The following is a 23,874-nucleotide window of genomic DNA, read 5'->3' as shown; positions in this document are numbered from 1 at the left end:
GAGGATTTGATAGGTATATTACGAATCACGGATGTATTACATACGTTGAACCTATGGAATCCCATGATCAACTTTCGCCTGATTCGTCATCTGTGGTTGTTTCTGGCGGTGGCCGAGGAACAGAATTTCGGCCGCGCCGCCAAACGCCTTGGCATGTCGCAGCCACCGTTGAGCGAGCAAATCCAGATCCTTGAACAAGCACTCAAAGTCACGCTGTTCGAACGTTCGCGCCGTGGTGCCAGGTTGACCCCGGTCGGCGCTGCGATTCTGCCAGCCGTGCGCAAATTTGCCGACCAACTGCAGCGTTTGGAGCTCGCGGTGGAAGAGGCGGTGGCGGGGCAGTCCGGAATGCTGACCATCGGCGCGATTTCCACGGCCATGTTCGATGTTCTGCCTGGCGTGATCGAGCAACTGAAAACCCAGTATCCGCAGCTCACCGTATCCGTTCGGGAAATTGACAGCGTCGAGGCGATTCCGGCGCTGGAAGCGGGAGACATCGATCTGGCCTTTGCTCGCCTCGACGGTGACTTTGGCGCGTCGATCCAATCATTTCCATTAACGGAAGATCGCCTGATGGTCGCGCTGCCCCTCGATCATCCATTGGCATCACGCAAGCGAATCAGCCTGGCCAGCCTGGCTACCGAACCGTTAGTGATGTTTTCTCGCAAGGTCAGCCCGGTGTATTTCGACAGTCTGATTGCCACCTGCCGCGCCAGCGGATTTTCTCCGCGGGTCCTGCACGAAGTCCGTTCGGTGGCATCGCAAATCGCGTTCGTCAGTTGTGGCCAGGGTATTGCGTTGGTACCGGCGTCGCTGAAGAAACTGGCGCCCAGCAACGTGGTATTGCGCCCGCTGAGCCAGAAACTCAATGTCGTCACGACTGCCGTGGCCTGGAATACGCTGCGTCCGAATCCGCTGGTGGAAGCGTTGGTCAACCAGTTGAGAGCCAGGGGGTGATACGTTTGGCCTATGGAAGCTCTCCTGGGTAAGGAAATCAAGCGTGCTGCTAACTCTGGCGCTGCGCGCTTGCTAGCAGCCATGCCTACTTGTTCGCCAGCCTTTCGTTCAAAGGAACGTCAGCGCGCCCCATCGGACGCATTCACACCTGCGATTATCCATGGTGGGGGCCGCAATGGTGCCACGCCCGTTGAGCCAAAACCTCAGCCGGCGGTGCATTGATTTAGGTGAGACTCAACCTCAGGCTGGGGGCATCCTTTTCAAACCATTCAAACCATTCAAACCATTCAAACCATTCAAACCATTCAAAGCATGCCCTCAGATATGCCCCCAATGTAGCAATCCACTGGAAGTGAATGGAGCTCCATGGTTTGTGGAAAGGCAGAAATGATCAGCCGAACAGCCTGCCAGACGATGCCTAAAGACTCTCAGGGTCCCCAAAAAACATTTTGACTTGGCTCTAGAGCAATATTTTCAGGCGGAACAATTTTATATATGCCCCCAATTTTGCCCCCATCTATATCGGCTGTGCTAGCCATTGTGAATGAAGATTCCAACGGTCTTCGGGGTGGTACGCGCTGGGCTTCAGTGTATCTTGGCCGCGAGGTGGCCAAAAGTCCCCGGCATTGCGCTCATAGGGGCCGTTTATAACGAGCGGGCGCTACCGGCCTTTTGAGAACAGTGGTCTTCCTCTTTTGTCCAAGGCTGACGCGAACTTTGAGGGAGTAGATTTACCCGCGAACGCCAGCAAGGCCGGTGGCATTAACCTCGGCCGCTTGGGGTTCAGGCTGTGTGAAAATGGACCTGAGCACATCGAATAGGAATAGAGGTGGGCTTAGCGCTGCAGATCCAGCAGATGGAAGTGCGGCTCACTAATGCATATGGGTGGATGGTGGGCCTGAATCTCCCTCTCTTACACAGAAATTTAAGCGTATTCAGCCTCTTAAGGCAATGTTCCAGAGCGGGACTTGCTAGCTTGAAAAAACCTTTTACGGCACTGGCAGTTGCACCGGCCTTGACAGTGATAGTGGCGGAATGCAATTTTCCGCACCGGGTTGGATCCAGCCGGCATCAAAGGCGGATGCAAAGGAGCTGTCCGTTTTAGAGGTATCCAGCTGTGTTGTTGAACGCTTTTCTGACCAAGTATGACGAAAGCCTCGGTAACGAACTGAATATCGACCCCTTGGGGTTGCAGGTGATCTGGTCCGGGTTCGGCCAGCAGATTTTCCAGAACCGGATCAGCTCCATTTCTGACGACATCCGTAACTTCACCCTGAATCTGTTCAACCACTTCCTGATCAAGAGCCTGGTGGAGGATGACTCGATCGTGCTGGGCAGCGGGTTGAAGAAAGTCTACGACGGCAAACACGACCTCAGTTTCAAGCATGCCTGCCTGGTGTATTTGGAAAACCTCTTCGTCTATAGCGTCATTGCCCGTGAAAATACTGCCGGTCTGGAAAGTACCGGCGTGCTGGGGATCAGCAAGGCACGAAGAGGATGGCTCGACAGCACAGGGAACCCTTCGCTCACCTTAAGCCATGCCAAAGAAGCGCAGGTACTGGTTCGCCAAACCCTGCTAGGCGTCAGTGGCCGGTACAAGACGCCGCTGGTTGAAATAGGCTTTTTCGATCGCCACTATCGTTACAACCTGCCCACAGCCACAACATTGTGGAAGAACGCGGAAGCGTTGATCAGCAAGACCCCGGCGCTATCCCGGCTCTACCACCTCTTGCGTCCTCACCTCAAAGACCTGTTGGCAAGCAGCCGCAGCCAGTCGAAAACGAACTTCCGGGATATACCAGCAGCGCTTCCCAAGGCTCTGGTCGAAGCCTTTCCGTCATCGGCGGTAGTAGGTGCCAGAACATGCGATTTCTGGTTGTCCACTACCGGCCTGGATCAGGGCGCTCCGGGAGCGCTTTACAGCGTGTTGTCATCGTCCAGGCACAACGAGGAAATCAGCAAAGCGGCTGCTGCGGTTGTATTCGATGAGGCAATGAAACAGCCGCTGTCAAAGGATGCGCAACGAAAACTCGAGCACGTGCGCTTATTGGAGCCCCTGCTGAGTGAACTGGATCTGTTGTTCCAGCTAATGCTGGCCGAGAAATCCCAGCCCGTCGAGACGGTTCGGCAGCGCTGGAAAACACTGGGTCGTGATACCTCGACCCTCGCCGCCTGTGCAACTGCCATCGAAGCCGACGCCTCCATGGCGACGGTGCTTTCCGCCACCGGGCAAGCAAGGCTCAGAGGTTTGTTGAGCGTGGCGGGGCAGGGCGATGCCGACGCACAAATGGACGCGTTGCTGAGTTATCACGCGCTTATCATGGAAAGCCGTGGTCAATCGCCGTGGGTTACCCGAGTCAGTGGCTCGCAGCTCAAGATCCATGTGCGGCCGCGCAGTGAGCCGACCCTCGCCGACCGGCCACTGGGAAGCTGGGTACACCAGTACTACATTCCCCAGTTCCGGCATTTGCTCGCAGGCTTGCACGGGGTGGCCACATGAAGCTGCTCGAGGCTTTCAAGCAACAGTTGGGGGAGATGGATGAGCTTCATCGGGTCTGGCTGACCACATTCAACCTCAACCTCGGTTTCGTCGAATCTCAGCTGCTTCCGGCAGTGCTGAACATGGACCCGCCGCGCAATCGCCTGGATTTCGAAGCCTATCAGGCGCACCTGGTGGAAAAAGGCATCGACTTCCGGGTGTTCTGTGACAAGCGCTTGCTGGGGGCAGACCAGTACAAGCGCACGGCCATCAAGGTTCACTGCGTGTCTGCGCGTGCCTTTAGCGCTTACCGTGGCATGACCAGTGAGACGTTGTTTCATCCCAAGCTCATACTCCTGGAGAGCAAGAAGGGGAAGATGGTGCTGGGCGCAGGCAGTGCGAACCTGACTATCGGTGGCTGGGGACGCAATCAGGAGGTGTTTACCTTCCAGCGCGTCTGCAATAACGATCAGTACAGGCAGATCAAGACGTTTTTCAATGCATTGGCCGGGCCCCTCGAGCTGGAATTCGAGTGGCCCGGAAGGCGTTTTGAAGCCAACGACTCTGATTGGCAATTCGTACACAGCTTCGACAAATACACCTTTCTTCAGCACCTCATGACACAGGGCACGATCACTGCGTTGCAAGTCTGGTCTCCGTACCTGGCGGCCAACGTTCCCGACTTGCTGGCGCGGCTACAGGCGCAATCAGGTAACCCGGATTTGCAGGTGGCATTGGTTGCGGACCGGCTCGAGGGCCGGTATTTCCGTACGCCCTGGAGTGAGGCCCTGGCGGGTTGCATCAAGGCTGATGCGCTGGCGTTCCATCGCAACCCATCTTCGCCTCACCTCCTCACCGAAATCACCCATGCCAAGGCATGGCTGTGTCGCTCATCCCAGGGGAGTCGCCTGGCGATCGGGTCGTGGAACTTTACCCATGCCGGTACCAGCAGCTTCGAGCAACGCAATATCGAAGCCGGCATCATGCTGAACTGCAAGCGCAATGCAGATATGCTGGGAGCATGCATCGAAGTTACCGAAGCAGACTTTGCCAGCGCCCAGTTGCTGTCTAAAGACTGCCTGGAGATTCCGGAAGAGCTGCCTTTCGACCTGCAGGTACTCTATGACTGGAAGCGAGCCTGCTTTTCGGTTTCAGGCAACTGGTGCGTCGGCAAACCCTGCGATGATTACTGGTTGAAGTTGCCGGGTGTAAGCGAACCGATGCCCCTGCTGTGGCGCACACGGCGACAGCAGGGCAGGTTGTTGCTGATACCGATCGAGTGTGTGACACCAGATAACGAAGCCATACTTGCCGACCATAGCTATAGCATTCTCCTGCGCAAAAAGTCCCCGGCAGTGTTCAAGGGCATGATTGTTGAAAGCGGCCAGTCTTTCCGGAGAGCACAGGGTTTCGAGTCGCTCAAGGACCTGCTCGACAGCCTGGTGGCAGGGGTCGACCCGAACAGCGATACCACGACCGTGTTGCGTCCTTGCCTGCGCAATGGCGGTGAGCCGGATGAAAAGCTGACAGTGCCTTCACTCGTAATCGAACAGGACGCGTTGTCTTACTTTAGGTTGTTCCAGGCAATCGAACAGTATCGCGAGCGTTTGCGCGCAACTACTGATTCAGCCCAGCTTGAGCTATGGGCGTTCGGTTATCCGGGCTGCCTGCAGGAGCTGGCGGCCAAGGCCCGGCAGCAAATTAAGGACAGCTCGCCCAGTGTTTTCAACTGGTTCCTCGCCCAGGAAGTTAATTCGCTTCACAAGTTGGCAGCCGATTTTTATCGTAAGTTCGGACATCGCACGCCTAGAGACGAATTATGGTCAACGCTCCAGGTGTTGACGCCACGTTTGCCGAAGACGCTACAAAAACGGCTGGCGTATATCCGCCGTGTTCAGAAGGAGTGTGGCTATGCGTGATATTGGCTGGGGTGGCTTGAAGCCGGAACAGGTCGCGAACTGGATCAACTTCGACGCTGGCAACGAAGCGTGGCAATACTCGAGCAATGACATTTCCATGCCCGCCCGGCAAATCGAGGGTGTAGCTGGTTTGTGGAACAAGTTGTCTATGCACAATGTGGCATTGCTGGCCGACGAGGTCGGCATGGGCAAGACGTTCCAGGCTTTGGGCGTCATCGCGTTGCTGTGGAAGCTGAAGCCCGATGCCAAGGTGCTGGTCATGGCGCCCCGAGAAGACATCTGCCATCAGTGGGGCCGTGAGTATGCCGCGTTCCTGCGCGATCACTATCGGGGCGGTGGGCACCTGACCAGCGATGGGCCTGAAAAAGCGCCGCGGCACGAAGCGCAGATTCACAAGCGGCTCGATGAACTGAGTGATGCGGTGAAAGCGGAGTGCGGACAGTTTTACTTCACTACTATCCATTCGCTCAGCAACCTGGTTCAGCGGGAAGAAAAGCAATCGGGAGATGTGTCAGTTAAAGCCCAGGAAGCGGCTGCCAGGATTCACCGTGCGCTCAAGTCATCGTTGGGAAGCATGGGCTTTGACCTTGTCGTGGTGGATGAAGCTCATTATTTCCGTAAAGCCGACGGCGGCTCTCAACGCGCCAAGGCGGCACGAAAGTTCTTCGGGGAAGTGGGCGACCGACTCGGGCAGAAAGTCTTGCTGCTGACCGCCACGCCCAGCCATTCTTCGCTACGAGATATAGCTTCCATTCTTGGGTATTTCATCGACCCTCCGGCTGAAGGGTTACAGCCCGCGCCTCCGGATGAGTTGCTCTCCAAATATGCATTGCGCCGTTTACGCTTGATGCAGGGCGCTGAAGGTTACCGCAACAAATATAACTACCGTCATGAGAAATCGCTTCCGGCAAAGTTCGAGGGCAATCCTGAGGCTGAGATGTTTTTCGCGTTGTACCAGAAGAAGTTGGTGCAGCAACAAGGGCAGAAGGGCAGCGGCCGCAGGTTCCTGTACGGCTATCTCGAAGGGTTCGAATCCGTTGGCACGCAGCAGGGTACCGAGGTCGGCATGACTGCGCAGCTGGAGCAGGAACACTCCGCGCAGGCATTTTCTGGTGCCCCGGATACCCGCATTCTGACGCAGCTCACCGAGTTGTACCGTGAGTATTTCCAGCGTCATCCAGAGCACCCAAAGTACGACACGCTGATGCTCGAATGCCAGCCTGTAGACGTCTTCGACAGTCGCATACAGTTGCACGAGCACAAGCATCTGATATTTGTGCGACGGATCGCTTCGGTGCGCGAGATTACCCAGCGCATGAATGCCGCCAGTGACCTGATGCTGGCGCGGCGTATCGTTCAGGCCTGGCAGCCGAAAGATTCGGAGCGGTTGTTGGAGCGATGGCGGAAAAAGAAATGGTCGCGCGCGTTCTTCAGCCGGTATGTCTGCGAGCAGACGGCCGAGGAATCGGGCGACCAGAATCTCCTTCAAGATGACGACGAAGCAGAAGTCAGTGATGGTTTGGGTGGCGATGAGAAGCTGGCCTCGCATATTGCTGACTTGTTCGTGGTCAAGAAACAGGGGAAGGAACGGAGTACGGACTGCTCGAACTTCAGCTTGCGCTTGCGCAAACCGGAGAGCCTGTTTTCATTACTGCTGGAGCCTGCAAGTGACTACCGCCAGGGCGCATACACCGGGTATGACCGTAAGCGTGTGGGCGAGCGTGATCGAGACGATTATGGCGGTGCAGCACTGCGGGCGCGTCTTGCACTCCACGATGAGCGCACGCCGCAAGCCGGTGAGCTGTACGAAAAAGCGATACCGACCTTGTGGGGTCTCTTGTTTGAAGGGCTGCCCGAAACTACACGCTTTCGGCTGGAAACCTGGCTGGGTCTTGGCCCGCGGGGCCGGGGTATCGCGGAGAATTTTGGTAATTATGTGAAGGCCGGTTTCCTGTTTGCCAGCCCGGTCATCATCGAACTCTATAGTTGGTTCACCGAATTTCGTTGGGCTGATGAACAGGGCGATGTGCAACGTCGATATCTGGCCTTTATCGATTGGCTGAAGCCGCGGCTTCACAATTCGCTGGCTCGCCAGTACTTCATTGCGGCGCTGGATTCCTTCGAGCAGATTTGTGGAAAGATTACGGCCCATGGGCTAGCCGACTGGAAGAAGGATTGGCGCATCCTGACCAGCCTGCAAAGCCCTGCGTGGTACGCCAGTAGTCACTCCGGCGATCGCCGACGGTTGATTCTCGGTTTCAACAGTCCGTTCTACCCTAACGTGCTGGTGGCGACTTCGGTCTTCCAGGAAGGTGTAAACCTGCATCTTCAATGCAGCAAGGTGCACCACTACGGAATTGCCTGGACACCCGGTGACAACGAGCAGCGTGTGGGACGTGTGGATAGGCTCTTCGGTCGGGTGAACCGTCAATTGCAGGAGAAGGGCGAGGCCGAGCTAACGATTCATTATCCGTACCTCGCCAAGTCGTTCGACCAGGAGCAACTGGCTTCATTCGTAATTCTCAAGCATGCGGTCGAGGCGCGGATGGATGCCTGTCGACACACGTTGTTCAATGATGAAATCGACCTGCGCCATGTCGCAGATGGCTGGGAACGATACTTGCGAAAGCCGGTGAAGGGGATGGATTCGTCGGACCCGTTTCCTGCGCGTTTCGGAGCAGGGTCCGTTCCATTGGAGACCTATGATCCGAGTGTGTGAGCTTTGGGAAGCCAGTTGTTGAGCCAGAGCGGTGGATACACAGGATTGGATTTTTAGATTCGTCAGCGAGGCCTCAGCAGAGAGCTTGAATCGGACGAGGTGGGCTAAGGTGGTATTTGCTTGATGTTAGAACCGCCCAAGGCAACCACAAACTAATGAAACGTTATGGTGTAACTCTTTCCAGGCATCAACTCCTCAATAATCAGTGAAACTACTATGCATGATGAGCTTGGGTTTCCGCTGCTCATTCGTCCTGGCTGTATGAAATTCTGGTGATGTGGATTGCGCTCGAGCCATCGTTACCAGTCAGATACAGGCGTAGGATAAAAAAGCAGGCCCGGGGTGTGATCACCGTCGGGTTTTTCAATTGATCTGTACTCTGCAAGACAATACGACAGTCGACTGTGCAACGAGTTTGCTCACCCATTTGACGCTGTGGGCCAAGGCTTTGGTTATCTGCTGATGAGGCTGGAGTAGCTTCCTCAATTGCACATCCGCGGCATCACGGGCGCGAAGCACACCCAGTGTTGCGCGCACCCAGTTAACAGCAGCTCTGTCGTCATTGGCACTTTTCTTCCTAGGACATGGATTGATTTGACCCAACGCTAAGTCGAGAGACGTCAACACCATTGTGATTTTTTAGGTCGCATAAAACTGCTCAACGAAGTGCCGGGCGCACGAGCAAGGGTGCGCAGGACGTTTTCCGTGATTTTTCGCATCGCCGTCTGGCTGGCACCGTGGAGCTCCAGCCATTCGGTGGGCAGGGCAACGGCTTAGGGAGGCCTACCGACAACGGGTGAGACGATGAGGCGTTTCTTCAGGTGAGGATGGGCCAGGGCCGCCAGCGCCTACATGAACGCCATGACCGGTATGCCAGGGCTCAGGTACAGCGTGACGGGTTTCTTGCTGGCGGCCTTGGCTACGAAATCAAGGGCGCGATGGTTCATGCATACATGCCTTCGGAATCGTTCAGTTCGCGGAGCGTTTCAGTCTTCAGCGAAATGCGCGCGTGCCTGCCGAGCTCGGCACTGCGCGTCCAGCCAGCGAGCGAAGTGTTCGTGGGCGGCGGGCGTATTGGCGAAGGTGGATACGAAATCGTTGGTCACGCCGCTCTCATGATGCTGGTCGGCAGTATGGATGGCCGCCAGCCGTGTCGGCTTTGGGGTGATGTTATGCGCTGATGAACATGAGTTGGACAGGAGAAAGCCTCGTCACTGCGTGAGGCGCGAATCTGAACGGAGCCAGTACAGGCCCGAGCGCGCTCGGCCTGATGCTGTGCTAGCGGTTGAAATAGCCGGGGCTTGCATTGGTCTGGAGGATGAATTGTTTGAAACATATGGATCGGTAGTCTGCGATCAAACAGATTTCCCAGTTTTCTCCCACTGCACAAGGCGCCGAGCGGTAAGGGCGGGGGGCAACGGGTGATGATTTTTGAGCCAGCTCGGCACAGGCAGACTCGATCGCTTCGGCAGTGAGCGCTTTGTCAAATGCGGCGTCCGACAGCGATAGGGGAAGTTGGTACTGTATACCCAAGTCTATGACAAGGTTTATTACTTTGGCGCGGCGGTGCATTTCGACTAGTTCGTCACCCGGCGGTAAATCGGTGATAACGCCAACCGCCGGGTGAAGCGTACCGTGCTTAGGAGTTTTGAGACCAATCTGTATCGCTGGTTTCCAGCCGGAGACAATTTTTTCCAATATCGCCTCGTACGCTCTTAGTTGCTGAATAAATGCTTCAGAATAGTAGAGTGATATCCTGGCGCTTTTTAGGCGGGAAAATGAATCTTTAAAGTTCGGTATATTATAACTATACCGGTAGCAGATCTCGAGTTCGTCATGGCCGTGTCCGCGCGCGAATAACTGATAACGCCTATCTGTCTGTGGGTTCTTACCTACGGAGACATAGACAGCCGCGAAGCCATAAGTGTCCAACCGCTCCTTTGATGTCTCATGAGTTTCAAGGTTGACGGCCATGAGAGACAAGAGGGTGTCCTGCAGATGAAGATGGTTGACCCGATTGGGTGTGTAGTCATGCTCTTCAAACCACGAATCAGCGATTTCCTGCAAAGCGCCGCCGTCGATCAACTGGATAGTCGTTTTTCTCTTGGTCGACGCGCGCGCATTGCAGGGAATCTTTTGAGAATCGTTATCGCTGCCCTCGATTTCATGCTTGATGGCCTTGGGCAACGCGGCGGCAGGGAAACCTTGCGCCTCCATCGTCAGTGTCGCAGGGCGCTCAAGCTTCAGTTTGCTCTGTAGGTAATGGATCGCCGCACGTTCAACTCTCGCTTCGATTGCCGAGACGGAATGGTCCAGGTCGTGCGCGAAGGCAGTGACAATATCGTTGAAGATCTCAAGTGGGATCACAGTGAAGTAGCGTTTCACTGTCAGCGACGTGTGGGTGAGTCCGTGACCAAACTCCCGGATTCGCTTCAGGCGCTGGAGTTTGTCGACAGGGTAGTGCTCTTCATGGTCATCAATGAGCCGGCCATGCGTTGCGCAGGTCCAGATGCCATTGGACTCGTGTTTAAGCTCGTTAGCGCTCATTTGCGAAGGGCGAGGGCACCCGGAGCCCGTGGCACCGTAGATGTGTGAAGCCACGCCATCGCCGCCGGCTCTCCTGAGTACCGCGGAGTTCTTCGCCTTTTTGCCTTTTTTAGCCACGGCCAACGTGGTGGAATTCAAACAGATGCAGCAGAGGTAGCCGGCTGCGGCGGCCAGCGCTGCTTTAGTGCCCTGGGCGAACTCGGCGCGGCAGTTTTTGGCAGCGGCTTGCGTTGTGTTCACGGTGTCATTCATCGCTCTAGGTGCCTGCGAGGATGGTCGAATAGAGGTTCTAAAGCAACTACCCAGACGGGCGGCGGCCTAATTGGCTGCTTTCCCGCGCGCCCGACCTGGCACCGGGTCGCCCGCTCCAACTGGCGCCCGTGGCATTGAAGGAGGTTGGCGCTTAAGCGGCAGGCTGTGGCAGGAGTTGAAGGCGCAAACAGCTGGCGTAGTGCCACTCCTAAGCTTTAGGCTGGCGCCCGGACGAACGTTCAGGGAGGACAGGTATGATACAAACTTGCGCCGAGATTCATCGGCAGCTCTGGTACCCGGAGAACCTCGCGGTGGGGCAGGGTTACGGGAAACATCCACGCGATGAAACACTGCTGCAGCGCTTAGCGGAAAAATTGGGTATTCCCGATGAAAGCTTTATCCGCTCCGCGGAAAGCAAGGGCATCACTGCCCAACAGTACCTGATGGCGATGCTGGAAATACTTGAGCCGCTCTCGGTTATGTTTGAAGACATCTGGCGTTATTGCGAACGCACCTTGACAAAGACGTCGAGGAATGCACTCGATATCAGTTGGAACTTCAATCTCCACGGTGAGCGCATCACGATCAACTTTGAGGCCTTCCGGCGCTACCGTCAGTTGCTAACACAGTTGCCGCCCGCAGAAGCGTTCAATGCCTTGTGCAACGCTTTCGCCAATGCGTGCAGAAACTATCAGTTACCCGAATGGCCTTCCCAGCTTCCTGGCAAACCGCGCGGGGCACTCAGCACAAGTGTCGCTTCAAGAATATACGACTTATGTGAGTTGGTCTTAGCACAGGGGTTGAATGATTGCGGTTACCGGGGAACAAAAGATGTCATCGCCAAGCTGTGGGCCATCCGTGACCAGCGGCTATGGCATGCCAATGCGTTCTCCGATTTGCGGCAGCAGTTGGATCAATGCGCTCCAGCACTCACCCCGGAAGATATCCTTAGCTTGCCGTTCTGGCGCCAACGCTGGCAAATCTACGAACTCTGGTGCTTGGTTACCACGCTGGGTTTGTTTGAGCGCCGCGGTTTCGAACTGACCCGTTCGCCGACCGGCGCGTCGCTTCTGGAGCTCGGGAGCAGGGTGGTGATTGCCGAACGCAAAAGCGAGCCGCTGGGCCAGATAGTGTATCAACCGACCTACCAGCGTCGAGCCGGCCAGATGGTGCACCCTGACATCGTCGTGGTGCGGGGAACCTCGGCCGCGATTGATCCGGATGACGTAGCTGCAATTATTGAGTGCAAGCAGCACAGCATGCCGGACGACGTTAGGTTAAAGGTGCTCAAGAAACGCTACTTCGATGGCGTGGCCGCCTCATATCGTGACGCCGTCGCGGAAGATGGTGAACTGGTGCTGCTCAACTATGACCACGTCGATTTCGAGCATGCCCATACCTTGATTGATGACTTCAAGCCCGACACTCGCCACCAGCTCGAAGTGGCGCTCGAGATGGTGCTAACCTCGTTTTCAGCCTCTGAGGTGCAACCCCTGCCAGTACTGGTTATTGATGGTTCGGCCAGTATGGCGAGTGTACAGGCCCAACTGCATGCAAAAATTGCGCAAATGCATCAACAACTGGGCACTGCCCCACATGTGATCTGGTTGGCCGGCAACGCGCCGGTAGTGCTGGACGTGGATGCCCTCGCCACGCACTCCTTTGCCGGTAGTGAAAGCGTAGCGCTTTTCATGCAGGGGTTGCAGACGGCAAAGCGACTGGGTTCGCTAACGGTTGCCCATATCATTACGGACCTCAGCCCGCACGACACGCTGTTTTCGCAGCTTTCCCAGGCGTGCACTGACATCCCGTTCCAGGTGCACAGCGTATGAACTATCGCCTGCGGCAGTGTATGAATTTCGCAAATTGAATGCAGCATGACACTGAGCAGGAAGCCGTAGATGTCTCAAGGCAACATCATTATTGCGGGTGTCAATCCGAGGGAAGGCAACCTCAAGCAAAAACTTCGCGAACACCTGCATACGCTGGGCTTTACCAGAACCGATGAGGGTGCCTTGCGCGCGCCTGGCAGTGACAAGGATCCGGGTGTTGCATAGAGCTCAACGCGAAGAACGCCTCATCGCCAGCGGCAACTTCGTTGCCCGCGCGGGTGTGAAGCTGATGCAATATTTCGCCCCTCAGGCGCTGAGGTGATTCCCAAGAAGATTTCTCCTGCGTTGGAGCGGGTTTCATTCGGCATCTGGCAGAGCGACTTATTTCGGCTGGCATCGCTTTCTGGTCAGTCCCGGTGTCCAGCGGCTTTGGCTGGCGGTTACGCTACCTGATGCGGGACCAATCCAATGGCAAGCTGATGGGCATCATTGCCGTGGGTGATCCGGTGTTCAACCTCGGCGAGCGTGACAAGCTCATCGGCTGGAATTCGCAGGATCGAGGCGCGCGCCTGGTCAACATCATGGTTACCTACGTCCTCGGTGCGCTCCCGCCTTATAGCACTTTGCTCTGCGGCAAACTGATTGCTTGCCTGCGCCGCAGTCGCGACTTGTACAACGACTTCGCCACTGCCTACGGGGCCACCACGGGCATAATCTCTCAGGAGGATAAGCGGGCGCGCCTGATGGCCGTCATCACCACGTCTTCGATGGGCCGTTCCTCGGTGTACAATCGCTTGAAACTCGATGGCATGCAGTACCTTAAGTCGATCGGCTACACCGGCGGTTGAACCCTCTGATGGCATTGGTGTTTAGTTCGATGATCATGATGTGTACTCCAACATCCTTATCGTGTGCCGCAGAGGCCGGGCTCTGTGCTGCGAACCCGGACTGTACTTTATAGGGGAAAAATTACTGAGTTACTTGAGCTTACCGCGCAGCCAGCTCATTACCCGGATCAAGGCTTTCAGCTTGCGATAGAAGTTATCCGCATCGACCAAGAAGCCCAATTGCTCGCGGAGCTGGGCCATCTCGCTCGTCACGGCCCTATGCGCATCAGTGCCAGCCAGGCCTGCTGCAACCATGTCCTGATCAAGCTTGCGCAGTCGACGGTACCAGGTAATATCGACTGCGTGGTGCTCGAAATAGCGGTGGTTGAACACGCGGTGCTTACCGAGCAGAAACAGATAGGCGCCAAAGCCCGCCAGAAAGACCTGCAGCATGCTGATCTCACACCGTTGAACGTTCAGAAATTGGGCGACTTGTGGCGTTCGCCAGCAGCCGATCGCGAACAATAGGGGCCATAGGGCAATGGCGAACAGTGCTTCGTTCGTTTGTGGGTAGCGTGTCAGTTGATCGGGGATGAAGCGGAGACGGGTCATGGTAACTCCTAGTGGAAGGCTGTCCTGGCACGAGGGGCCAGGACTCACGCAAGCTTCCGGTTTTGCCTAGGTTCGATGCAACTCAAGTGGATGCATTTGGTACCCATCGCTAAGAACATCGGCGCATTCAACAGCTCGTCAGAACGTCACTTCACCCTTGAGTGGCCAGCCCTCAGGCACCAACGCCGGAGGTTTGCTCCAAGGTGCCTCGACCAGAGACTTCTGGAACCAGTCATCACGTAGATTGGCGTGCTCGGTGATGATGATCTGGAAGCCTGGTACGTCTTCGACCGTGAACTGGTATAGCAAGTTGAACAGCTTGCGTACCGAGTCCATATCGGCATCGGATTGCTCAGTGTTCAATACCGTACCGTCGACCGCTTTGTAGGATTCCTCTGAGGGGAAATACACTTGGGTCGGCTGATCGATCAACAAGAAGCGCGGCATGGGTCGATTGCTCTTGGCGCAGTACCAATGCAAAGCGAGCAGCGCTGAGAGATGATAGGCCAGATAGTTTTCGCCGCCGCCTGTCCGAGCCATGGGCACAGAGCGCTCAGGGCGGTCGAAAATGATGGTCAGCTTTTTCAGGTCGAATCGGGCAGGGTAGGCACTGAATTCAGATTCGAAGCGTTTGTTGTACAGATTGAACTGTGCCGAGATGCTGTTCATGATCGACGCCAGGCGGTCGTCCAGATCGACATCTGCCAGCGCCTTTTCTAGCTCCTGAACGCGCATTTCCCGACGGCGATAGTCAGCCTCTTGCTGTTTCAGCGAACTGTCAGGGACGAAGCCTTCAAGGAAAAAGCTGATGCGCCCCACGACATGCTTGGCGGCGTCGCTTTGCTTCTGTGCGTTCGCCAGCACCGTATTGGCGGCGATGGCGGCTGTAAGCTCCGCTTCCTTCTCGACAATCGACTTGGTCGTGTCCTGAAGGCGTTGGTTTTCCTCCGCTAGGTAGCCCTGAATCTGCGGACGTTGCCCCATCACTGTCTGCATTTCTGCCTCCAGAGACGCCAGTTCGCCGATGAGCGCCTGGGCTATGGGGGTGTCCATCGCCAAGTTCTTTTCTGCAAAAGGCCACTGCCATTCGCCTGTTGTTGCATTCTTCGGAAGCGACTTGATGGATAAGAGGCGGTCGATATGTTCCGATGCCTCGCTCTGGAAGCCGCCGGCACGCCGCTCGAACACTTGGCCGGCCTCAATTTTGGATTTGATCTCGCGCTTGGTTTTCCTCAGCTTGGCCAGCTCAGCTTCCAACTTGGGTACCTTGTCGTCAGGCTGGGAGTGTGGTTTGGCGGGAGTCCATTGTGCTGCTGTTTTGAGCGCGGTAATGATCTCCTCGACCTCCCCAATGGGGGACTCTGGAGGGAGTATTCCTACGGACTTGGCTTCAGTCAGCAGTGCGATGGCCTGGTTTCGGTTGTTGCCCACGGCTTGCTTCGCCTGCTCCAGCAGCTTTGTCTGGGCTCTCAGGTCTCGTTGAGCTGTCCGCAGCCTAGTCTGCAACTCGTATCGCTCATTGGTTGACGCGCCCAGCAGGATGGGAAGCGTATCTCTGATCGCCTGGGGTTGGAACGGCTCGTTCTGGCGATAGAAAAGCTGATCCTTGTTGGTGACTAGGCCCTGCCTTTGGAAGAGGTAGTAGTACGAATGCTTGATGGAGGCTTCGTAGCTGTTACGCGTGTGCTCCTCCGCAACCTCTGTGCGGTTTTCCGGAATGCCAAGTTGGCGTGACAGCAACGAGGTGACGGCGACGTCGTCCGTGTTGACCACAAGCTCGGAAAACTCAAGGGGCTGCACGAACTCCCCGGTACGCGTCATGGCCAAGCTACAGCTCGCGCCGCCTGACCGTGGGGCCGGCTTCGCCACCATGACCTGCACGTCCGGAAATTGATAGATCACTGCGAACCAGGATACCTTGTCTTGGATAACACCATCCGAAACGTTGAAGTTGGATTGGCCCATGCAGTATTCGATGATGTCCGAAAGGGCGGATTTACCTGTCGACGAGCGGCCCGTAATGATGTTGAGTCCGTCAACTTCGAAGTTGACATCGCGGCGCTGGCCATCGTGGCTGTATACATGGATGGAGCTGATTTTCATGGTCGAATTCCAAAAGCGGTGTACACCGTAACCCTGTCTGCAATCTTGGCGAACTCTCTCCCCAACAGAGCCGCTGCACGTTGGCACGCCACTGTTTCCTCGGTGCCCTCGATGTCTGCTTTAACCCTCCTGGCTTTCGGGAGGAGTCGTCCCTGCGGGGTGACCTCGAAGCAATCGGTGTAGTGCGCCAACGCAAATGCCTCGAAAGTGAACGGCAGCATTTCAGTTACCCTCTCTGCCAGTCCGATTTGCATCTGGGGGTAGGTTTCTACCGTTTTGAGCAAGTAGCCCTTGTAGTGCTTGAGCAGTGCGTTTCGAGATTCGTGGTGGAGGCTCAGCGGCAGTACAAGCAGTGACATCGAAAAGGGCATCCCCTTGGGATCTATCACCGCATAGGTCTTGAGTGCACGGATCAAGACAATCGCGCAGAAGGCAGGGTTGAACAGATTTTTGGTCTCAAACGGACGGTCGTCCCAGCGAATCATTCGGTCTCTCCAGCAGCCTTGGATAGGCGATCCAGAAGCTGTGGATGCCAGTAAACGGTCGGATAGGGGCGCTTGTTAGCGAGAATCTGAAAGCTGCCGCGAAGTACGTATGGCTCTGTCACACGTGCCCGGATTTTCAGGTGATCAAGCTTCTGGGCTTCTGTCTCAGCCCAGGTATACAGCTTCTTGGCAACGGCAATCAGTTCCGGGTCAGAGCAGTCCTCGATTGACGCACCGAGTGCATCATCGTCGAATAGGACGTCTTTGGTGCGCTCCCACTCATTGGTCAGCCGGCGTTCATACTTCATGATTTCTTCAGAGCCCACCAAGCGCTGCCTTGCCCAGGCTGAGCGCTGCTCAAATGCTCGGTAGTAGTCCAAGATGGCATTTCGAATGCGGCTGGGGCTCAGTTTCAACTCACGGAGTTGACTTACGAACAGCCGGTTATCGATGCTTATATCAATGGGGGATGTGGGTGTCGCGTCCTCGAAGGTGATCGGAAGATTGTCATCCTTGTACTCCTCGCTGAAGTTGAACAGCTTCTCCGAAACGTCCCGGGCATATGCGGGCTCGCTCTGCGGCTCGCAGAGCATCTGGATGATCAGGTCATTCCACCATCCCTCCAGGCGCTCAAAGACTGCATCTCTGTGCTCAGCACGGATTGGCCGCATTTTCTGGGCCTTGATGAGTGCTGGGAGATCGCCAATCCGAGGCGTGCTGTCAATAATCGTGATTCTCGATACGAAGTCTTCTTTCTCCAGCGCTGTCAGCTTCGAGAGCAACTCCTTGATCTTGGTGAACGATTTCGCCTTACTGGTAGCGAGTGTGTTCTCTGTCAGTTGCCAAAGGCTGGGCTGAGCCTCCGTTGTATCAGCGCCGTACAGAAAGAATTTCAAGAATGAATCCGGCGCGACGGACGAGGTGGTGAACAGGAAAAACTGATAGTCAGACTCAACCCTCCCATTGGCCTGGTAACGAGTTAGCCAGATATTGACCGACTTCCAGAAGTCGACAGACAGGTCAGTCAGGCGTTCACCGACAGCCTTGTGCTTGAGAGAGGCCAGTGTCTTCTTTCCGGAGGACTCCAGGAAATCGAGGTCATCTTCCTTCTCGATGAGGATCGCGGTGTCCTCTGGAAGCTCTAATGCCTGGTACAGCGCAAAGCGAGGTTGGAAGATGTAGCCCAGCCCCTGTTCTCCAGCGCTGTAGGGATCGCTATCTTTCTTTTGGTCTGCGGAGTCGTTGCTTGCTACAGAGGTCATAATTCAGCCCATGTTCCAAGGTTGTTCATCCCAGGTCTGCTGTGCCTGGGATGGGGGCGAGCCGAGTTTATCGAACGCCTTCTGATGCGGTCGTATACGCCACAAGCAACGCCTGATGTGTAGTGGTTGGCTATTGCCGTCTGAGTGGCTGCGAGCCCTTGCCTGCGGAGCCATCATGTCTTGCGAGTGAAAGCTTGATGGTGCAGGGTGAGCGTGTGGGAACGCCGCCGGCACAGGAACAGATTCGCGTGGGATTCGACCGCTTTCTCGCATGAGGGCATGGGCCGCGCTGGAGTGAAAGGAGCTCGGTTGTTGGTGCTTCTGCAGTGGGGAGTTGTGGTGCGATGTTTGATGTCAGTGGGGAGGCGCGAGATGAGCGGCGCTGCGACGGATACACCTAGGGCGAAGATCACCCTTGTACTTTGCGCTCGTGCTGGCAGCCTTTCCATGTTCAATCTGACCTAACCGAAACTCCATTGAGCACATTCTGACTTGAGTGGTGGCACATGGCAACCACTTGCGCCAGGTGCCATGACGTCCTACCGTCTGCCTTCTTCCGTAACTGTGATTCGTCTAGCCCCGTCTTGAAGCTGGTGTAGAGATCTTGTTCGCCCTTGCTGTTCAATCAGGCAGAGCGCGTAGCTCGCTACGCGGAAAGTCGCCAGGGCAGTGTGGGAGGAGTGGGGATCATCTCAGCGGGGACCACCTTGCGAATGGCCCCAACCCTGTTTTGCTTACCAAGAACCGACTACTGACACATCCTTGAGCTTCACGGTGGTCATCCGGCCTTCTTCATCACCCACCGTGATGGTCGGAGGGATTGTTTTCGGGGGCCGCCTGTACCAGTCACAGCATCCATTTATCACGTCACTGAGAAATCGGCTTTCCAGGACTTCCCGCACAAGTTTGTCGGTCAGCACTGGATTCGGATCGAAGAAAAAATCACCAGCCTGTTCGAGTTCCATAGGCGATGGTGCGCCGAGCCACCACCGAAACGCTTTGCCCAGGCTCAAGACTCTCGCGAATCATGGCCAGTTTTTGCTCTGGGCTCCAGCGGCGTCGCCGCTCCTGGCCGAAAAGCTCTCCACTCTTATCGTCGCTGTTAGTCATAAACATAACCGTTTGCCTATCCCTTATCGTAAGGGGGAAACGGTGTCCTGTCTTTCATGGGGCTCGTTCATCGCGCTGTTACAACAGCGGACTGCTAAGATGTGAGAAACTCTGTGTTTGGCCGTTGGCGTTCGAATTCACTATGCTTTTTTGAATTCTGCACGCCCAACGAGCAAGTCGGTCGCTAAGGGATTACAACGATCCCAAAGTGGGAGGGGGCTACAATGTTTCTGTTACAAGTCTCGTTAAGCAATGTGCGTTCAATAAAGTCTCTGGACCTTGATTTCCGGTCTAAGGGTGCTGACGCCCGCCGATGGACGCTGCTGTTGGGTGAAAACGGCTGCGGCAAAAGTTCTGCACTGCGCGCCATTGCGCTATTGCTCGCCGGCAGTGAGGCTCTGCCTGACCTTCTGGGTGAGCCCGATGCTTGGATACGCAACGGGGCTAACAAATGCGTGATCAAAGGGACGTTAGTCACGGCCAAGGGGGAAACCCGCGAGATCGCGTTGGAAATCAATCGTGGCGACGGTCTCCGGCAAATTTTCACGCGAAATCACTCTTCTTTAGAAGCCTTGGACGCTGCCCTTTCGAAGGCGGAGCGTAACTATTTTGTACTAGGTTATGGAGTCTCACGACGTCCAACCGCAGCAAAGTCCAGGTCTACATTCCCTGACGAGCGCTCACGCGTGCCACGTGCGCAGGGGGTCGCAACAATGTTCTCGTCGGATGCAGTCCTGATTTCTTTGGAGCAGTGGGCGATGGATCTTGAGTACCGCAAGGGGCAGAGTTCGATGGACGCTGTGCGCCGAGCCTTGAACCAACTGCTGCCAGACATGCAGTTCTCCCATATTGACCGAGAATTACGGCAAATTATTTTCAAAACCGTAGACGGAGATGTTCCCCTTAGCCAGCTTTCTGACGGTTACCAGAATATGGCCGCCTGGTGCGGTGACCTTCTATATCGAATCACCGAAGCTTTCCCGGATCGGAAGGATCCTCTTTCTACGAGAGGCGTTTTGCTCATCGACGAAATCGATTTGCATCTACACCCTACTTGGAGGCGTCAGCTAGTTGAGTTTCTATCAATTACATTGCCCAAATTTCAGTTCATCGCAACCACGCACTCTGCATTGACCGCTCAACAGAGTGGAGAGGGCGAGCTTTATGTCATTCGTCGGGAGGGCGAAAATCACTTGCCCACATTGATGCCGTTTGTTGGGGAACCCCGCAATATGATGCTGCATCAGTTGCTGATGAGCCCGATGTTTGGCTTGACGACGATGGACTCAGTCTCCGTGGAGAACGCACGCAACGTCGTGCGAAATCTCAGCATCAAGAAGACGGCTCTCAACACCGACGAGCTTCAGCAGCTGCAGCACATGCAGAAGGTACTCAGAGACGCTCCAAACTGGGATGCCATTCCCGAGTATGCGAAAGAGCAGATCGAACTGCTTAAAGACATAAATGCCTCCATGACCAAGGATGGTAAGCGTCGGACTATTTCCGCCAAGAAGCTGACTGCCGTGGTCAAGGAGCTAGGGGGCGTTAAATGATACAACTGTTGCGGACGCGGAGCGGGCGGCACTTGAAAGGTTTTACTGGCGCCATGCTCCAAAAAAAACTTGCAAAGCTGCTGCAGTTTTACTACGGCGATGGCGCTACAGGCAAAGTGGATTTTAAGCCAAAAAAACGTCAAGCTTGGAGTAAGGCAAAGGTACAGCTAAAGACCGAGTCTCATAGTAAGTGTGCCTACTGTGAGGCTGATACCGCTGTGGTTGCGCATGGTGATGTGGAGCATTTCCGCCCTAAAAGCGAGTATTGGTGGCTTGCATACTGCTATGACAACTACACCTTCAGTTGTCAAATTTGCAATCAGAGCTATAAGGGGGACACCTTTACTGTTAAGGGGGCGAGGCTAACTCCGCCTATCATTCCGCAGTTATTACCTACGAATCCGCAACAGTTGACGACACTTTTGGCGAGGCTGTGCCCCGATCCCGTCATTACTACAGACGCAGCCGTTGCAGCCTTTTACGCATCAGAAAACGCAGACTTAATTAATCCATATGTAGTCGACCCCGAGCGTTATTTCGCTTGGAAAGCAATTCCGAATACAGAAGAGGTATGGCTCATTCCAAAGTCCAATACAGTGCGTTCAAAACGAGCTGTGAAAGCGGCTGAAGATATCCTTGGGCTCAACCGCGAAGAGTTGTTGCGTCTACGTTGGATTGCCTACGAAGAGTTAGAAACTCTTGCTTTCGCGCTGCAAGAAGGAAACTTCACCGACGAAAAAAGGAGGGAATTTTTACTTCGTATTCTCCGCCATGCGAAAAGCGACCGGCCTTTTGCAGGTATGAGGCGATTCTACCTCCGTTCTTGGGGGCTGATTGCATAACAAGGCGAGCATGCCATCATATGATAGATACTCGGGCTAGTAATTGCCGATAGGTTGCTGATCTGTTGCGGTTATGCCGATCAACTCACCGGTCATGGCATGAGGGCGACGATCTCGACTGCGCTGAACGAGATCGGATACCCGAAGGTGTGGGTGGATGCCCAGCTTTCTCATGCCGACCCGGACAAGGTGAGTGCAGCCTACAATCACGCGGAATACGTGGAGCAGCGCCGGACCATGATGCAGGATAGGGCGAGCCGTCTGGATCTGTGGGGGCAGGGCCAGCTGAAAGCGGCAAGCTCTCCGCTTACTATTCGTTTAGAAGGTGCAGCTTCGTTACCTTCGTTGGAAAGCGCGAACGCAAACGCCGTTCTGTACAGCGGTGGCTTCCCAGCGACGACGGTTCCAGCCTCCAAAATGTCCGTCAGCAACGAGCCGCTCCTTAACGCGGCTCAGGATTCACCGGTCCTACCCGCTCCAACGAAGACTGAACAGCTGCGCGAATCCGAAGTATCTGACATACAACGTCAGCGCGCCGAGATGCTAGCCACCTATAAAGCTTCGAATAATTTGCCGCTGCTTGTCTTCGCCAAACTGGCAGGCAAATCCCGCGATCAGATCAACCGCGATATCAAGGCTCGGCGCCTGCTATCCCTGAGTCTGGGAAATCGCGGTCAGCGCATTCCCGATTGGCAGCTTGATCCACTACGGCACAAGTTGGTACTTGCTGCGTTAGCGCGGTTTCCGGATGTCGATGCGTGGAGGCTTTATCGGACGGTCTGTGAACCCCATGAGCAACTGAAGGGGCGTTCGCCAATCGATGTACTCACTCTGGAGAGTTTCGACGTGACTGTGCGAATCGTTTGTAGCGCGCTGGGCTCAAGCTGAGGTGCTGTCTCGTGCGGTGATAACGAATGTCGCTGCTTTCTTGGGCCCATCTAGAGCTACTCCTGAATGTGTGGGCTACGCAAGTCGCCTGATGTTTCGGAGCTGGCTAGAGGATTCTATTGCGCAGGAAGACGCCATTTGGCAATATCCCGCTCCCGCACTCTCTTGTCAGCTCTCCATCCCTCTCATTTGGGGGCTGTGTTTTTGAGGGGCGGGTAATCACACGGCCTCGTGCCGGGTTTTTTATGCGTTCAGCAGATACGGCTGGCGGATAAACATGGAATTCAGCTACCCCTCGTATGGGGTGCTAGGGGTCTAGTGTTCGAATCACTCCGTCCCGACCATATTTTCAATGATTTGGCCGAACCATAGCCAGTTCGGTTTTTTCATGTCTAAAAAATTACTCCCACATTTACTCCCGTGGATGTCTTGGATCTAGGCAGCTGTGAGTTCGCGCCGTTTTGGCCCTTCTCGCGCTGACTTTGGCACCAAACTTGTTTTATTTTTCTTTTCCCTTCAGGGCGCCATCATGCTGAAGTTTGTCGAAGCTTTGCGCCTTCAATATGGCGTCGACGACATAGCAGGATGTCTCGACCAGTGACCCTCGCTCGACGTATGCCAGACTTGTTTACGACGACTTCCGGCCGCGCTATGCCGTGGATGTTGAAGTTCTGGGCCCGGACGGGGAGCCGGATCCACTGTTGCCTGAGCTCATTGGCGTTCCGTTGCCGCTGCCCACCGGTGGCGAGGAAATGGGGATCTATGCGTTTCCGGAGGAAGGCACCAAGGTGGCGGTGTGTTTCGCCTATGGCCTGCCGAACAAACCCTACATTCAAACCATCCTCCCGCACGGACTAAGCATGCCCAAGGCGCCGAAGGGGGATCAGGTCCGGCAGCAGAGCGATGCAGCCCAGCAGTGCGTGGGCGCAGACGGCAACTGGCTGCGCCAGACTGATGGCAAGATCCAGGACAAAGCGATTGAGCGGGAAGTCGAAGCCTTGGATAACCGCGAGCGGTTCCAGAGGCACACGCGGGCGGTCGATGACCACTCAAGCGAGTCCGTGGGCGGTGTGAAGACGATCGAGGCGCTGGGCGCGCTCAAGCTGCTGTCGGGTGGGTCCGCGAGCCTGGCGGCGGTGGATGATTTGCACCAGGCGACTGGGCGGGATCTGAATCTGGTTGTGGGGCAGAAGCACAATGCCATGGTGGGCGGTGATATGCAGGAACAGATCCAGGGGCTGCGCCGGAGCGTGGCGGGAGTCAGTCAGCGCTTGCAGGCGCCAAAAAACTGGATCGGGTCTGAGACGGTGAACATCTTTCAGGTGCTTTGCGACACGCTAGATTTAATTGAGCAAATGGCAACCCAGATCTCAAGCCATGCTCATGGCTCAAGTCCGGTGCCGACGAATTCTGCGGCATTCACAACTGGTGCTGCAAAAGCCGCATTATTTTCGATTTCCCTGAAAGCCGTGACATCCTAACAACTT

15 protein-coding genes and 3 pseudogenes are annotated in these 23,874 nt (G+C 55.5%); 11 read left to right on the top strand and 7 right to left on the bottom strand.

The features are described 5' to 3' along the window. The first annotated feature begins 63 nt into the window (after window positions 1–63). The 4 genes from M1E16_RS15505 to M1E16_RS15490 all read left to right on the top strand — a co-directional run bounded on the left by M1E16_RS15505 (window position 64) and on the right by M1E16_RS15490 (window position 8,074). On the top strand, window positions 64–957 hold the full coding sequence (locus tag M1E16_RS15505; protein WP_458127788.1) for a LysR family transcriptional regulator: 894 nt from the start codon (window positions 64–66) through the stop codon (window positions 955–957). Between the two features lie 1,117 nt (window positions 958–2,074). Beyond that, the gene (locus tag M1E16_RS15500; RefSeq protein WP_458127787.1) at window positions 2,075–3,457 is read left to right on the top strand and encodes a hypothetical protein; all 1,383 of its coding nucleotides are present in this window, start codon (window positions 2,075–2,077) and stop codon (window positions 3,455–3,457) included. Then, window positions 3,454–5,355, top strand: a complete 1,902-nt coding sequence (locus M1E16_RS15495) for a hypothetical protein (protein WP_458127786.1) — start codon at window positions 3,454–3,456, stop codon at window positions 5,353–5,355. The genes M1E16_RS15500 and M1E16_RS15495 overlap by 4 nt, the downstream gene beginning before the upstream one ends. Further along, a complete protein-coding gene (locus tag M1E16_RS15490) occupies window positions 5,348–8,074 on the top strand; it encodes a DEAD/DEAH box helicase (RefSeq protein WP_458127785.1) in 2,727 nt (908 codons plus the stop codon). The genes M1E16_RS15495 and M1E16_RS15490 overlap by 8 nt, the downstream gene beginning before the upstream one ends. Window positions 8,075–9,352: 1,278 nt before the next feature. Here M1E16_RS15490 and M1E16_RS15485 read toward each other — a convergent pair. Beyond that, entirely contained in the window at window positions 9,353–10,873 is a 1,521-nt protein-coding gene (locus M1E16_RS15485; RefSeq protein ID WP_458127784.1) for a hypothetical protein, read from the bottom strand. Between the two features lie 254 nt (window positions 10,874–11,127). On the opposite strand from M1E16_RS15485, the gene M1E16_RS15480 reads away from it, so the two are divergent. From M1E16_RS15480 to M1E16_RS15470, 3 genes are all read left to right on the top strand, one after another. After that, entirely contained in the window at window positions 11,128–12,705 is a 1,578-nt protein-coding gene (locus M1E16_RS15480; protein ID WP_458127783.1) for a hypothetical protein, read from the top strand. 69 nt (window positions 12,706–12,774) lie between these two features. After that, entirely contained in the window at window positions 12,775–12,930 is a 156-nt protein-coding gene (locus M1E16_RS15475) for a hypothetical protein (RefSeq protein ID WP_458127782.1), read from the top strand. Between the two features lie 227 nt (window positions 12,931–13,157). Then, window positions 13,158–13,553, top strand: coding sequence for a Druantia anti-phage system protein DruA (locus M1E16_RS15470; protein ID WP_458127781.1), 396 nt, complete (start codon window positions 13,158–13,160; stop codon window positions 13,551–13,553). Window positions 13,554–13,682: 129 nt separating this feature from the next. On the opposite strand, the gene M1E16_RS15465 is transcribed toward M1E16_RS15470, so the two are convergent. The 6 genes and pseudogenes from M1E16_RS15465 to M1E16_RS15440 all read right to left on the bottom strand — a co-directional run. After that, a complete protein-coding gene (locus tag M1E16_RS15465; RefSeq protein WP_458127780.1) occupies window positions 13,683–14,144 on the bottom strand; it encodes a hypothetical protein in 462 nt (153 codons plus the stop codon). 138 nt (window positions 14,145–14,282) lie between these two features. Further along, window positions 14,283–16,247, bottom strand: coding sequence for a DUF3732 domain-containing protein (locus M1E16_RS15460; RefSeq protein WP_458127779.1), 1,965 nt, complete (start codon window positions 16,245–16,247; stop codon window positions 14,283–14,285). Next, window positions 16,244–16,732, bottom strand: coding sequence for a three component ABC system middle component (locus tag M1E16_RS15455; protein WP_458127778.1), 489 nt, complete (start codon window positions 16,730–16,732; stop codon window positions 16,244–16,246). The genes M1E16_RS15460 and M1E16_RS15455 overlap by 4 nt, the downstream gene beginning before the upstream one ends. Further along, entirely contained in the window at window positions 16,729–17,994 is a 1,266-nt protein-coding gene (locus tag M1E16_RS15450; protein ID WP_458127777.1) for an ABC-three component system protein, read from the bottom strand. The genes M1E16_RS15455 and M1E16_RS15450 overlap by 4 nt, the downstream gene beginning before the upstream one ends. Window positions 17,995–18,728: 734 nt before the next feature. Then, window positions 18,729–18,959 (bottom strand): DUF2026 family protein, encoded by a 231-nt coding sequence (locus M1E16_RS15445; protein WP_458127776.1) that lies wholly within the window; start codon window positions 18,957–18,959, stop codon window positions 18,729–18,731. 10 nt (window positions 18,960–18,969) lie between these two features. Beyond that, window positions 18,970–19,104 (bottom strand): annotated as a pseudogene (locus M1E16_RS15440) (transposase); the annotation flags it as partial. 224 nt (window positions 19,105–19,328) lie between these two features. Between M1E16_RS15440 and M1E16_RS15435 the strand changes: the two are divergent. The 4 genes and pseudogenes from M1E16_RS15435 to M1E16_RS15420 all read left to right on the top strand — a co-directional run. Continuing rightward, window positions 19,329–20,657 (top strand): AAA family ATPase, encoded by a 1,329-nt coding sequence (locus M1E16_RS15435; RefSeq protein ID WP_458127775.1) that lies wholly within the window; start codon window positions 19,329–19,331, stop codon window positions 20,655–20,657. A gap of 32 nt (window positions 20,658–20,689) precedes the next feature. Then, window positions 20,690–21,499 (top strand): hypothetical protein, encoded by an 810-nt coding sequence (locus M1E16_RS15430; RefSeq protein ID WP_458127774.1) that lies wholly within the window; start codon window positions 20,690–20,692, stop codon window positions 21,497–21,499. A 69-nt stretch (window positions 21,500–21,568) separates the two neighbouring features. Then, window positions 21,569–22,387 (top strand): annotated as a pseudogene (locus tag M1E16_RS15425) (tyrosine-type recombinase/integrase); the annotation flags it as partial. A 632-nt stretch (window positions 22,388–23,019) separates the two neighbouring features. Continuing rightward, window positions 23,020–23,868: pseudogene (locus tag M1E16_RS15420) on the top strand (hypothetical protein); the annotation flags it as partial. Between the last annotated feature and the right edge of the window lie 6 nt (window positions 23,869–23,874).

It is taken from the genome of Pseudomonas sp. Z2-11, assembly GCF_054161305.1.
Note: the sequence above shows the minus strand (reverse complement) of the source record. Positions and strands in the feature narration are given on the sequence as shown.

Excerpts from the sequence above, each read along its gene's own strand:
- M1E16_RS15485 (WP_458127784.1), bottom strand. The coding sequence starts at position 10,873 with ATGAATGACACCGTGAACACAACGCAAGCCGCTGCCAAAAACTGCCGC.
- M1E16_RS15460 (WP_458127779.1), bottom strand. The coding sequence starts at position 16,247 with ATGAAAATCAGCTCCATCCATGTATACAGCCACGATGGCCAGCGCCGC.
- M1E16_RS15455 (WP_458127778.1), bottom strand. The coding sequence starts at position 16,732 with ATGATTCGCTGGGACGACCGTCCGTTTGAGACCAAAAATCTGTTCAAC.
- M1E16_RS15475 (WP_458127782.1), top strand. The coding sequence starts at position 12,775 with ATGTCTCAAGGCAACATCATTATTGCGGGTGTCAATCCGAGGGAAGGC.
- M1E16_RS15505 (WP_458127788.1), top strand. The coding sequence starts at position 64 with ATGATCAACTTTCGCCTGATTCGTCATCTGTGGTTGTTTCTGGCGGTG.
- M1E16_RS15490 (WP_458127785.1), top strand. The coding sequence starts at position 5,348 with ATGCGTGATATTGGCTGGGGTGGCTTGAAGCCGGAACAGGTCGCGAAC.
- M1E16_RS15470 (WP_458127781.1), top strand. The coding sequence starts at position 13,158 with ATGCGGGACCAATCCAATGGCAAGCTGATGGGCATCATTGCCGTGGGT.
- M1E16_RS15495 (WP_458127786.1), top strand. The coding sequence starts at position 3,454 with ATGAAGCTGCTCGAGGCTTTCAAGCAACAGTTGGGGGAGATGGATGAG.
- M1E16_RS15465 (WP_458127780.1), bottom strand. The coding sequence starts at position 14,144 with ATGACCCGTCTCCGCTTCATCCCCGATCAACTGACACGCTACCCACAA.
- M1E16_RS15435 (WP_458127775.1), top strand. The coding sequence starts at position 19,329 with ATGTTTCTGTTACAAGTCTCGTTAAGCAATGTGCGTTCAATAAAGTCT.
- M1E16_RS15445 (WP_458127776.1), bottom strand. The coding sequence starts at position 18,959 with ATGGAACTCGAACAGGCTGGTGATTTTTTCTTCGATCCGAATCCAGTG.
- M1E16_RS15480 (WP_458127783.1), top strand. The coding sequence starts at position 11,128 with ATGATACAAACTTGCGCCGAGATTCATCGGCAGCTCTGGTACCCGGAG.
- M1E16_RS15450 (WP_458127777.1), bottom strand. The coding sequence starts at position 17,994 with ATGACCTCTGTAGCAAGCAACGACTCCGCAGACCAAAAGAAAGATAGC.